The sequence below is a fragment of the Anaerococcus nagyae genome (assembly GCF_040364225.1).
GTDB lineage: Bacteria > Bacillota > Clostridia > Tissierellales > Peptoniphilaceae > Anaerococcus > Anaerococcus nagyae.
Map to the genome: position 1 here is coordinate 1,488,859 of NZ_AP031484.1, position 13,026 is coordinate 1,501,884.

Annotated in this window: 11 protein-coding genes, 1 tRNA gene and 1 pseudogene; 1 reads left to right on the plus strand and 12 read right to left on the minus strand. The window is 31.6% G+C overall.

The features are described 5' to 3' along the window. Positions 1-48 precede the first annotated feature (48 nt). From ABXG81_RS07235 to ABXG81_RS07260, 6 genes are read right to left on the minus strand one after another with little or no spacing between them, the layout of a single operon-like run. Positions 49-423: a zinc-ribbon domain-containing protein gene (locus ABXG81_RS07235; protein WP_117522312.1), complete on the minus strand. Its 375-nt coding sequence runs from the start codon at positions 421-423 to the stop codon at positions 49-51. Beyond that, positions 413-1,156, minus strand: coding sequence for an NAD-dependent protein deacylase (locus tag ABXG81_RS07240; protein WP_209813149.1), 744 nt, complete (start codon positions 1,154-1,156; stop codon positions 413-415). The genes ABXG81_RS07235 and ABXG81_RS07240 overlap by 11 nt, the downstream gene beginning before the upstream one ends. A 9-nt stretch (positions 1,157-1,165) precedes the next feature. Continuing rightward, positions 1,166-1,882 carry a hypothetical protein gene (locus tag ABXG81_RS07245; protein WP_117522310.1) on the minus strand — a complete coding sequence of 239 codons (717 nt, stop codon included), beginning with the start codon at positions 1,880-1,882 and terminating at the stop codon, positions 1,166-1,168. Between the two features lie 2 nt (positions 1,883-1,884). Then, on the minus strand, positions 1,885-2,583 hold the full coding sequence (locus tag ABXG81_RS07250; protein ID WP_353528673.1) for an ABC transporter ATP-binding protein: 699 nt from the start codon (positions 2,581-2,583) through the stop codon (positions 1,885-1,887). After that, on the minus strand, positions 2,576-2,926 hold the full coding sequence (locus ABXG81_RS07255; RefSeq protein WP_117522308.1) for a GntR family transcriptional regulator: 351 nt from the start codon (positions 2,924-2,926) through the stop codon (positions 2,576-2,578). The genes ABXG81_RS07250 and ABXG81_RS07255 overlap by 8 nt, the downstream gene beginning before the upstream one ends. Position 2,927: 1 nt before the next feature. After that, a complete protein-coding gene (locus ABXG81_RS07260; protein ID WP_117522307.1) occupies positions 2,928-3,182 on the minus strand; it encodes a barstar family protein in 255 nt (84 codons plus the stop codon). 165 nt (positions 3,183-3,347) lie between these two features. Between ABXG81_RS07260 and ABXG81_RS07265 the strand changes: the two genes are divergently transcribed. Then, positions 3,348-3,424 (plus strand) — tRNA-Pro (locus tag ABXG81_RS07265). A gap of 643 nt (positions 3,425-4,067) precedes the next feature. Here the strand turns inward: ABXG81_RS07265 and ABXG81_RS07270 are convergent. The 6 genes and pseudogenes from ABXG81_RS07270 to ABXG81_RS07295 form a co-directional block, all read right to left on the minus strand. Next, the gene (locus ABXG81_RS07270) at positions 4,068-6,377 is read right to left on the minus strand and encodes a zinc ribbon domain-containing protein (protein WP_353528674.1); all 2,310 of its coding nucleotides are present in this window, start codon (positions 6,375-6,377) and stop codon (positions 4,068-4,070) included. An 85-nt stretch (positions 6,378-6,462) separates the two neighbouring features. Continuing rightward, the gene (locus tag ABXG81_RS07275) at positions 6,463-7,395 is read right to left on the minus strand and encodes an ABC transporter permease (RefSeq protein ID WP_117522305.1); all 933 of its coding nucleotides are present in this window, start codon (positions 7,393-7,395) and stop codon (positions 6,463-6,465) included. 215 nt (positions 7,396-7,610) lie between these two features. Further along, positions 7,611-8,711 (minus strand): annotated as a pseudogene (locus ABXG81_RS07280) (ABC transporter permease); the annotation flags it as partial. Then, the gene (locus tag ABXG81_RS07285; protein ID WP_353528676.1) at positions 8,711-10,234 is read right to left on the minus strand and encodes an ABC transporter ATP-binding protein; all 1,524 of its coding nucleotides are present in this window, start codon (positions 10,232-10,234) and stop codon (positions 8,711-8,713) included. The pseudogene ABXG81_RS07280 and the gene ABXG81_RS07285, both read right to left, overlap by 1 nt. Before the next feature lie 233 nt (positions 10,235-10,467). Then, positions 10,468-11,658: a BMP family ABC transporter substrate-binding protein gene (locus ABXG81_RS07290; RefSeq protein WP_353528677.1), complete on the minus strand. Its 1,191-nt coding sequence runs from the start codon at positions 11,656-11,658 to the stop codon at positions 10,468-10,470. 83 nt (positions 11,659-11,741) lie between these two features. After that, positions 11,742-13,019, minus strand: a complete 1,278-nt coding sequence (locus tag ABXG81_RS07295; protein ID WP_353528679.1) for a TRAP transporter large permease — start codon at positions 13,017-13,019, stop codon at positions 11,742-11,744. Positions 13,020-13,026: the final 7 nt, after the last annotated feature.

Consider the following 13,026-nt stretch of genomic DNA (forward strand, 5'->3'; position numbering starts at 1 on the left):
TCTAAAAAATTATACATCTTATTAAAAAAAATTAAAAGATGCTAGAAGTTAACTTCTAGCATCGAACTTATTACCACACTTAGGACATCTAACTTTTATTTTACCCTTTTTTTTGGGAATACGGAGCTTTTGATTGCAAGAAGGGCACTCTACATACTTAAAGTTTTTGTCCCCAACAGTGTTTTTTCTAAAGCCTTTAAATGACTTTTTTACTGGATTTAAAAAACTATTTTTAAATTGTGCATTCTCCATAGATCTTTTTGTAGTATTTCTTGAAAAAAACCTATATATAGCATAAATCACTACGATTGCTGCTAGATAATTTAAAAATGAAGATTTAGCAAAATAGGAAATAATACTTATAATTATCCCTGTCCAAACCAAAAAAATCCCATATTCATCTATATTAAATTTATTTTCCATCTAATTCCTCAACTACTTCCTTCATCACTTTGCTTATATCATCTGCAATAACATAATCTGCTGCTGATTCTCTGCCTGTAGCTTCCATATTAATTAAAATTAGCTTATTTCCTCTATAGAAATCTATAAGCCCTGCTGCAGGATAAACAGCTAAAGATGTGCCGCCTACTATTAATACATCAGCATTGCTAATTAAATTTATAGCATAAGATAAATTATCTTGATTAAGTCCTTCTCCGTAAAGAACTATGTCAGGCCTAACTATACCCTTGCACTCATCACAGTATGCTATATCATCAAACTTATTTACATAGTCTAAGTCAAATTTTTTGCCACAAGATGTGCAATAGTACTCAGCAAGACTACCGTGAAGCTCTATAACATTCTTACTTCCAGCAAGTTGATGGAGACCATCAATATTTTGAGTAATGATTCCTTTAAGTTTTCCCATTTTTTCTAATTTTTCTAAGGCATAATGGCAATCATTAGGTTCTACTCCATCTATCATTAGATTTTCTTTTACATAAGTCATAAATTCATCAGGAGATTTAGAAAAAAATTCATGACTTAGCATATATTCAGGAGAGTAATTAGAGTTATTTTCCCTATTATAAAGACCTGTTGCAGACCTAAAATCTGGCAAACCACTTGCTGTGGATACTCCAGCTCCTCCGAAAAAAACAATATTATTAGAGTCTCTAATTAATTCACTTACCTCTTTTATATTATCCATAATAGCCTCCTATAAGTCTATATTATCTCTTAAATTAAGTTTATTTACAAAAATCACAAGAATAAGAACCAATATATAATAAAGTATCGGCGTTATATTTTTATAAAGACCATATTTTCCACTTGCAAATGGATATATAAAAGCATAGTTCATAGGATTTGCCTTTTGTAAAGATCCATTTACTATCACTAATGAAAAGTACTTACATATAATATATCCAAACAATAAGATCAATACAAATAACCCAATTATATAAAAGTAAAACATTACTTCTAAGTCAAACCTTTTTATCTGGATAATAAGGCTTATTATAGAAGTAAAGATTAAATCCCATATAAGTCCTAATAAAAAGTAATAACTTATAGATGAGTTTAGCTTAAAATTTATTATCTTAAAAAATATAAAGAAAAATAAAAGGTTTAATAAATAAACTAAACCAATCTCTATTAATTTGGCTATTAGTATCTTTGCTGGATTTAGTGGCAATGAATATGTTAAAATTACACTATTTCTATAATAGTCTCTTTGAACAGAATAGATTAAATAAAACATATTAAATATTAGAAAAATAAATAGTCCTAATAGCAGAACAGTCTTTGCTGAACCATTATTTGCAATAATACTACGTCCCATAGCTCCTAGCAAAATGAAAATAAATTGTATGATTACTATCTTTCCTATAACGTTTTTATTACTTTTTAAATTATATTTTAATAAATTATTCATAACTACCCTAAATAAATCTCATCGTAAAAATCATAAATATCAGACATATTTTCATTTCTAATATTTTTAGCTTGATCAATATGGTGGATACTACCCCTATCTAAGAATATGACCTCTTCAAAAAGATTCTCCATAGATTCAATTTGATGTGTTGCCATTAGAAATGTTTTTTCTCCATCAAACTTTTCAATTAATAAATCTTGAACTTTAGCAAGACTTATAGGATCAAGACCATTAGTAGGCTCATCAAGTAGATATAAGTCAGTATCTCTTGATAAAACTAAACAAATAGCAAGTTTTTTATAATCACCTTTAGAAAAATTTAAGGGTTTGTCTTTTAGATCCACACTAAAATAATCCATTAGTCTTTCCGCTAATTCCTTATCAAAATCATCATAAAAATCAGCAAAAATATTAAGGTTATCCTTTGCTGTTAAATTATCAAATAAAAATCTCTTGTCAGCAAGAAAAGATATATTGTTTTTACTCTTATAACTTAATTTTTCACCCGAAATAATAATTTCTCCATTATCAGGGCGAGCAAGTCCTGCGATAGATTTAAGTAAAGTAGTTTTACCTGAACCATTAGGACCTAGGAGCCCATAGACTTTCCCTTTCTCTAAATCTAAATTCAAATTATCCAAAGCTACAGTTTTTTTGTAAGTTTTTGTAAGATTTCTTACCTCTATATAATTATCCATTAGCCATATTCCTTATATTCAACACTCTTATAGCTTCATCAATGCTAACATCGATAGTATCTAGATTATCTATAAAATCATTTATATAATCATTTAGATACTCATCTCTTAAAATCATTATATGATGTTCGTCTGCTTTTATATAGTAAGACCCATCTATATTTTCTATTAAGTTTTCATCTAGAAGCTCCATAAAAACCTCATCTACATAGGTGGGATTTACCTTAAAAAGACTAGTAAAAAATTTCCTATCATGAAGTTTATCACCATAGTTAAGATTTCCTTTGAGTATATCTAAAATTATATATTCTTTAATTTTTTTTGTTTTACTTTTATAAGCCATATTAATACACCAAACTTATTTTAGAATCATAATCTTTGACAGCATCAATAAATACTCTCACTAGAATATTACCATAATCACCTAGATTTAAAAATATCTGTCTAAAATTAATAATCTTTATTTCATTATCTTTAGTTACAAGTTGATCATAAAGGGCATCTAAATTTTGGACATAATATATAAAGTCGCATTTTTCATTTAAAATTTTATACACAGTTTCTTTGTCTTTAAAATCATTTGCATCTATTTCTATCATAACTTTCCTTTTCAGATTTTTTATTTTGATTTTTTTCTTACTTATGGTATTATTATAACAGACTTTCTAAAAGCCATTAAATAAATATAGGTATTTTTTAGAAAAATCAAAAAAATACTTGACAAAGCAATTTATATATCGTATACTTAATTAGTAATCACTTAACGGGGTGTGGCGCAGCTTGGTAGCGCGCGTGTTTTGGGAACATGAGGTCGAAGGTTCGAATCCTTTCACCCCGACCATAGAATTATAGAATCTAGGTTTTAGACTTAGATTCTTATTTTTTTGTCTTATTTTGGAATTTAATCATATTTTGCTAGCACTGGCTTTGAGAAATTTAAATTATGCTATATCGCATATCAACTAAAAGAGTAGAACGAACGCATTAAGAGGTCTCACGAGATTTCTCCGCTCACTACGTTCGGTCGAAATGGGTAAGTTTTTTCACTCATATGTTTAATAAAATAATCATGAATACCAATATACCATCTCGACTAAATGAGCGGTAGCGAATGCACGGAGAGATCTCAATACCTTAGTATTACCAGAGATTTCTCCGCTTTCTGCCTTCAGTCGAAATAATCGCATTTTTTATATCTTATTAATAATTTAAAATCTTAACTAAGTAAGTATAAGGAACATATAAATAGAACCGTGAGATTTCTCCGCTACGGTCGAAATGGGTAAGCTTTTTCACTTATATGTTTAATAAAATAATCATGAATACCAATATACCATCTCGACTAAATGAGCGGTAGCGAATGCACGGATAGGTCTCAATACCTTAGTATTACCAGAGATTTCTCCATTCCGCTCCGTTCCAGTCGAAATGGGTAAATCCGCATAAAAAATACTCTAACCTTTACTTGGCTAGAGTATTTATAATCAGAAGGACTTCATCTTATTAAAAGTTTGTCCTTGCATTTCACCTTGTTCTGAAACATCTAAAGCTCCATCTTCAAATTTCGCATTAATTGGTGTATCTACATTAACTCCTTGAATTGTAAGGGTTACATCTGATCCATCTTCTTTCCATATTCCTTGGTGTACCCTTTGATCTATTTTATATTTTAGTGTTCCATCGCTTTTAAGCGAAAGTCTAGTGTTATCGCCTTGATATTCACCAGCAACACCATCACTTTTTTCAAAATATTTTGAAACATCTTCTGCTATTGAATCATCAATATCTAGTCCTGATAGAGCATTATTTACTCTTGTTATAACTTCTTCTAAAAAGGCAAATCCATAATATGGGATTTCATAATAAGTGTAATCATCTTCTACAAAGAACTTATGAAAGATTTCATTGTCTGTAGTGATTGGCCCTTCTGTATAGAAAGATCCATCTTCACCTTTTTTATCTTTTACATTTTGATATTCTACAAAGCTATAGTAAGTGTAATCGTTAGTGTACTTGCCTTCATAATCTTCTTTAGCTTTTATCTCATAAACTAACATCACTCTATTTTTAAGTTCTTGTGCGTTAGCATCCGATCCTGTAATAGCTCCCAGGTAATTAATTTGATCTATTTGTGTAAAAGATCTATCCTCAAAAGTATTTTTAATAAGATCTCCAGCTTTTTCTTTCATAGTACCTAGTAAATTTTCATCAATATTATCAATGCTAGTAATGTATCCGTCTGCTGAATCCTTATTTGACTTTTTATCTTTAGCATCCTCTTTATTAGCATCAGACTCATCGTTACTTTCACCTGGTGCTGTAAAGACCTTATCCTTAGGATCAAGTTTTATACCATAGCTTTTGTAAAGTTCATCTTCATCATAAATCAGGCTTACATTGACCTCTTCTCCACTAGATAAGTCTGTTGTCTTACTTGGAGCAATCTCTATATTTGCCATATACTCTGGTGCATCTTCTTTTAAATTTGCTGTAAGGCTTATATTTGGACTTTCCCCACTAAATGATACATCTATATATTCAAATGGATCTTGGTGTTCACTAGTTATTAGATTATCTACTATTGCAGATTTCATTGTATTTGTAAACATTACATTATAATCCTCCATTAATGAGGAATCTGTAATATTAGCAACTACCGTTATTTCTTCTCCATTTGATAGCCCATTATCTTTGCTATATTGGAAAGTAGTCCCATTTTCAAGTTCTGAAACAAATTGATTAGCAGCTGATGAAAATTCATCTTTTTTTCTATCTTTATTCTTATAGGCTATTTGATTACCATAATCCGAAAGTAGTTTAGAAGTGTTTAGACTAGCACTTGGGCTTGCAGCTCCGTCATCCCCATTGTAAGCTACATCTATATAGTCACTTAAGTCTACCTCAATCTGAGGAGCTTTTTTATGTGTGAAAAAATAAGCTGCTATAAGCCCTGCCAAAACTATAAGAATTGGAATAAGATAAATAGGTTTAAATTTAAACTTATGCTTTTTCTTTTTAGCTTCTTCTTCTACTACTGCAAGACTCGTAGTTTTAAACTTAGGATTTACTTCAAATGATTCCTCTTTAGGAGGCGGAGCTTCTTCATTAAAATTTTTCGTAGATACATGATAACTAGAATCATACCCTGTGTAAAAACTAGGCTTTTGATTATTTCTTATAACCCCGCATATATTACCGCTCTTTATAGCCTTTTCGTTGTTATAACTAAGATCTCTAATACGATTTTTGCTTAAAATTTGTCGTGCGATTCTCGCTTCCACATACTCTTTTGGTATGTCATCGTATTTTATATCAAATACAGATCCAGCGTTATTATTAAATCCTTTTTCTTTACCAATCTTATTAGCAATTCTCGCTTGAGCTGAAAGATTGTTCTCGCCTTTCTTATTTATTTCATCTTTTAGTGTATCAGAATCATATCTTACTTTATCACTTACTACTTTATTTTGATTAATGATAGGGGAACTTTTTGAAATATTCTTGGAAGAATTAATTTTATTAGATAAGTCATCATTTTTATCTTCTTTGGAATTTTGATTATCCTTTTTAACTAGATTACTTATAAAGCTACTTACTTTATTATCTTTACTCTTTTTGTTTTGAGACTTCTCTTCTATTAAATTTTCATTATTTTTTACCGATTCGTAGGTAGACTTTTCTATAACATCATCATGTTCTTTATGCATGTCCGTTGATTTTTCCATTTTATTACCACAAACCGGGCAAAAAATAGATTTATCATCTACCAGAGCACCGCAATTAGTACATTTCATTTGTACTCCTTATAAAGTTATATATATTATAATACAACAAAACAACAAAAATATAAACCCTATATAGGGTTTATATTAATTAACGTTATAAATTATCGACTGTTAAATAAGCTTTACCAGAAGCTTTTGGAGCTTTTGACTTTCTTTGGAATATTATTAGTATTAATAATGTAGCTATATATGGAATCATAGAAATAAATTCTATTGGTACATTTATAGATGATCCACCTAAATATGTTGCTATCGATTGTGCAAGTCCAAAAAATAATGATCCTATTAATACACCTTGCGGTCTCCAATTGCCAAATATAACAGTAACTAAGGCTATATATCCTTGCCCAGCTATCAATGATTGAGAGAAGCTTGAAACAACTGCAAGTGACATACTAGCTCCACCTAAGCCTGCCATAAACCCTGAAAATATCACTGACCAATAACGTGTTTTTGTCACAGAAATATTAAGTGTCTCAGCAGCTTTTGGATGCTCTCCTACTGCTATTACCCTAAGACCCCATTTTGTTTTATAAAGAAATAAGTATAAAACCAATACCATTATAAGAGCTATATAAACTGTTGCATATTGACCAAATAAGTTTTGCATAACTTGATTTTCAGATCCTCTAAATAATCTTGGAATCTTATTTTTAAGATCAATAGATGGTGTTTGAGTTGCTCCATCAAAAAACATCCTAGCTAAAAATAGAGCAAGACCTGGTCCTAGAGTATTAATAGCAATGCCTGAAATAGTTTGATCTCCTCCAAGACTTACAGAAATAATTGCATGAATTAACCCAAAGAAAGCTCCAGCAAGACCACCACATAAAAATGCAAGCCATGGCTTTCCAAGATAATAGCCAACTACAGCCCCTACCAGAGCTCCAATAGTCATCATGCCTTCAAGGCCGATGTTTATAACACCAGATTTTTCACTCATCATACCACCAAGACCTGCCATTAATACAGGAGCAGCATTTGACAAAGTATTCCCTAATATTAACGATAGCATTACCCAGTTCATTACTCCTCCTCACTTTCTATTGTTCTTACAATTATGTCTTCTCCAGTTTCATTTATAATATTAGAAGATGACTTATTATTTGATACAATTTTCTTTTCTTCTACATTATCACTTGTAACCGAATCATTTTGAACGTTTTCTTTTCTAATCCTTGTTGGATTAACTTTTTCTTTAGGATTATTTTCTTCTATATCTTTAACTTCGGTATTTTTTAGTTTTCTATTTCTTCTCTTTGCTCTAATTATTCTAAATATTAGAGGAACTGATGTAAAGAGTATTATTGTACCTATTATAATATTGATTAATTCAGATGGTACTCCTAAAACCCTTTGTAAATTGCTACCTGCATATTTGAGAGACCCAAAAAATAATCCAGAAAAAATCACCCCTATCGGATTATTAGATGCCAAAAGTGATACTGCTAGACCATCAAAACCATAGTTATCCATAGCACTTGTAACTGATATTGCATAGGTAAATCCTAGAATCTGTGTTGCTCCAGCAAGGCCACATATAGCGCCTGATATAGCCATTGATTGAACAATCTTTTTACCAGCATTTATTCCACCGTATTCACTTGCTTCACGATTAAGTCCTACCGCTTTAAGCTCATAACCTAAAACTGTTTTATTTAGAATATACCAAACGATTATAACTGCAACTATGGCTAAAATTATTCCCCAATGAATAGGCGCCTTGAAAAACTTTGAGAAGAATGGTCCCATAGTCTTTGCTGTCTTTTTACTGACCAAGGTAATCTTTGCAGTATCAATGACATCAAAAGTCGCCATAGAATTTGGTTTTAAATATTTATAAGCCACAAAATTAGAAAAATAGAAGGCAACCCAATTAAGCATTATTGTAGAAATTACTTCATGTATACCAAATTTCGACTTGATCCAACCAGCCAAAGCTCCATATAAAGCTCCTGCAAGCATAGCAAGTAATATAGCTACTATTGGATGAAGGATCGGAGGAAGAGGCAAGGCATAAGCTATTAAATATCCTACAACCGAACCTATTATAAATTGACCTTCAGCTCCCATATTAAATAAACCCGTTTTAAAGGCAAAACATACACCTAGACCTGTAAGTATAATTGGAGTGGAGTTTACTATAGCCCAACCTATATTACGAGGACTTTTACTGATCCCTTCAATAAGCGCTTTGTAAGCTTCTAGAGGATTGTATCCTGATACAAGCAAAACTACAGCTCCTACTATGAGTCCTAATAATATAGATATTATAGTAAATAAGATCTTATTATTGCCACGAGAAATACTTCTTTGCGCTTTAATTTCTTTTGAATTTTCCATTATTTACCACCTGCCATTAATCTACCTAGCTCAAACTCATCTGTATCTTTTGGGTATCTCTCGCCTACAATTTTTCCATCATAGATAACAAGAATCCTATCAGATAAATCCATAACTTCATCTAGCTCAAATGATATTAATAAAACAGCTTTGTTAGAATTTCTAAGCTCGACTAGATATTGGTGAATAAACTCTATAGCTCCTACATCAAGCCCACGCGTTGGCTGAGCTGCAATTAATACCTCTGGATTATTTGATATCTCACGAGCTATAATGACCTTTTGTTGGTTACCTCCTGATAGACTTGCTGCTTTTTCATTAATATCATCAGGCCTTATATCAAACTTTTCTACCAGGGTTTTTGCATTATCTTCAATATTTTTAAAATTTAACTTACCTTTACTCGAAAAAGGCTCGTGCTCCACATTTTCCAAAATCAGATTATCTTTTATAGGATATTCCAGAATAAGTCCTCTTTTTTGCCTATCTTCTGGTATTGAGTTTATGCCAGTATCTATAATACTACGAGGATTGGCGTTAGTTATATCTTTACCATTCAATATAACTGTCCCTCTATTAGCCTTAGCCATACCAGTTATTGCATCTATAAGCTCTGTTTGACCATTGCCATCAACACCTGCTATGCCAAGAATTTCTCCAGCACGCAGTTCTAGATCAAGACCTTTAAGTACATCTATTCCTCGATTGTCCTTAACCCACAAATCATCGATTTTTAGTACTACTCCTCCAGTTTCTTGAGCTTTCTTATCAACATTAAAGCTTACATTTCGTCCTACCATCTTTTCAGCTAAGATATTTTCATCAATATCAGCAACTTTAAGCTTATCTATATATTTACCACGCCTAATAATAGTACAATAATCAGCCATAGCCTTGATTTCAGAAAGTTTATGAGTAATTATAATTATAGATTTATCCATTGTTGTAAGCTTATTTACTATATCTATAAACTCCTTAATCTCTTGAGGAGTAAGAACTGCTGTAGGCTCATCAAATATGAGTACATCAGCTCCCCTATATAAGGCCTTTAGTATCTCTACTCTTTGTTGTTGACCTACAGATATATCCTCAACTTTTGCATCTGGACTAATATGTAAGCTATATTCGTCAGAGAGATTTTGAATTTTCTCACGAGCTTTTTTCCTATCCAAAAACAGCCCTGTATCTTCTTCATAACCTAGGATTATATTTTCTGTAACCGTAAGAGGCTCTATTAACATAAAATGTTGGTGAACCATACCAATTCCTGCATCTATGGCCTCTTTTGGTGTCATATTAGCACATGTCTTGCCATTAATAGTAATCGCTCCATCCGTCGGAGCAAACATTCCATAAAGGATATTCATAAGTGTGGTTTTACCAGCACCATTTTCGCCCAAAAGAGCGTGTACCTCACATTTATGGAGATCAAAGTCTATATTTGATAAAACTTCCTTATCCCCAAAACACTTGGTAATATTTCTCATAGATACAACAGGAGTTTCGTTGTAATACTTATCCATAATACCCTCACTTTTCTAATAGTTTCTACATATAATAATATCATAAATCCACTAATTAGGGGAATATTTTTGAAAATAAATTGCAAAGAAAAAGGATCTTTCAAGATACTAAATAATCAGCCTTAGTCTATCTTTATTAGAGATTTCCAATAAGTTATAACGATTATTTATCTTAAAAGATCCTATATTTCGAGTTAATAATATATACCAACCATTATATTAATAAGTAAAAATTATTTATTTTCTTTAATCCATCCTTGTTCGATAGCTTCTTCTTCATTCTCTGGAACTTCGATTTTACCATCTACGATATCTTTTCTGATTTCTTCGACTTTATCTTTTGTTTCTTTACTTACTAAATCATTTGTAGTTGGATAAGCAATTGTTACAGCATCTCCATCAGCTAAAGTAAATTCTTGGTCTCCTGCTTTGAAGTTTCCTTTAGCATATTCATCTATTACACTATTAACAGCTTCACCTACGCCTTTGATTGTAGAAACTAGCATATTATCAGGAGCTTCATCAGATTGGTCACGGTCTACACCTATTACCCATTTATCATTTTCTTTTGCTGCTTCGATAACACCTATTCCTACACCACCAGCTGCATGGAATATTACATCAGCTCCATCTTGGTACATTTTATTAGCGATATTTTTACCAGCTGATTGGTCACTATAACTATTCGCATACTGAACGATTACATCAATGTCTTCGCCTTTATCCTTAGATGCTTGAGCTACACCAGCTCTATAGCCATATTCGAATCTATCTATAACTTCACTTTTTTGTCCACCAACGAATCCAACTTTATTAGTTTCACTAGTCATACCAGCTATATATCCTACAAGGAATGAGTTTTGATGATCTGCAAATGTTACTCCAAGAAGGTTGTCTCTGTCGTTAAGATTTTTGTTATCAATAATAACGTAGTTTTGTTCTGGATTTTCTTCCGCTGCTTCATCTGTAGCTGGAAATAAAGCATATCCTACTGTAAGGATGATATCTGATTCTGAATCCAAAGCAGATTCTAGATTTGGCACATAATCATCTTCTTTGTGAGATTCTATATAATCAAATGTAGCTGTGCCATCCTTATCAGCTTTTTGTAATCCTTCATATGTTGATTGGTTAAATGATTTATCATTTATACCACCAAAGTCTGTTACCATTGTTACTGAAACAGCATCTTCAGATGGAGTCTTATCATCCTCTTCAGTATCTTTATCTTCTTCGGCTTCATCGGCTGTATTATCTACTTTTGTATCTTCATCTTTCTTTTCAGTTTCATCTACTTTTTCTTCAACAGCTGCTTTGTTATCATTCGTTTTTGTTTCTTTATTAGCTGTATCATTACCGCAAGATGCAAGTACTACTGATAATGATAGTGCTGCTGCTAATGACATAAAGTTTTTAATTTTCATCTCTTCCTCCAAAAATTATTTACTTATAATTATATTTTATTATAAATGTTAACCTTTGTCTATAAATAACATTTTTTAACTAATTATATAAGCCCCATAATTTGAGGTATGAAAGTTATTAATAATAGTACTACTAAGTTTGCTAGTAAAAACGGCAGCAAAACTTTAGCTAAATTTTCTATCTTTACTTTAGTAATTCCACTTGCCACAAATAACACAGATCCAACTGGCGGTGTCATGGTACCTATGCACATGTTATAGATTAATACTATACCAAATTGTATAGCATTCATACCTAGTGACTCTGCAATAGGTAAAAATATTGGTGTAAATATTAATATAGCAGGTGTTATATCCATAAACATACCTACAAGTAATAAGATTATATTCATAAGCAATAGAATAACATATTTATTATTTGTTAGACCTAAGATACCATCGGATATTGCTTGAGGGATACCAGTATAAGCCATTACCCAACTCATCACTGTGGATGCAGAAATCAAAAACAAAACTACTCCAGAAGTTTCTGCAGTCTTTAGAAGGATTTGTCGAAGAGTTTTTAAATTAATAGACTTATATAGTATAGAAAGTATCAACGAATATAGAACTGATATACCAGCTCCTTCAGTTGCTGTAAAAATGCCTCCTACAATTCCTCCTATAACTATTAATATCATTAGCAAAGATGGTAGAGCATCAAGTATAACTTTTCCTGGTTTTTTTGGTCGACCACTTACTGGATAATTATGCTCTCTTGCATATCTATATCCAAAGTAAATGGCAATCAAACCCATTATTGTTCCAGGTATATATCCTCCCATAAACATAGCAGAGATTGAAACTCCACCTGCAACTGTTGAATACACAATAGGTGCAGAAGTTGGTGGAATCAATAAGCCTGCCGGAGCTGAAGCAATATTAACAGCTGTGGCTATTTCTTTATCATAGCTTTGTTCTTTTTGTACTGGGTATATAGTTCCTCCCATAGCTGATGCCGCTGCAACTGCTGATCCTGATAATGCTCCAAAAAATATATTTCCTAATGCATTTGCATGAGCTAATGATCCTCTAATATTACCAACAAATAACTCTGAGAATTTTATAAGCCTACGAGCTATACCTCCATTATTCATTATATTTCCAGCTAATATAAATAAAGGTACAGCCAAAAGTGAAAATGATTCTATTCCCGAATTCATTTTTTGCATAGCTATAAATTGGATATGATTCCAAGTTAATCCAGATAAAATAGCTGTAGCTATAGATGACAGGAGTATAGAAACTGATATTGGTACTCCAATAAATAAAAATATAAAAAATATCAAAAATAGTGCTAGTGCTGTCATTCCTATTGACATAATCCCC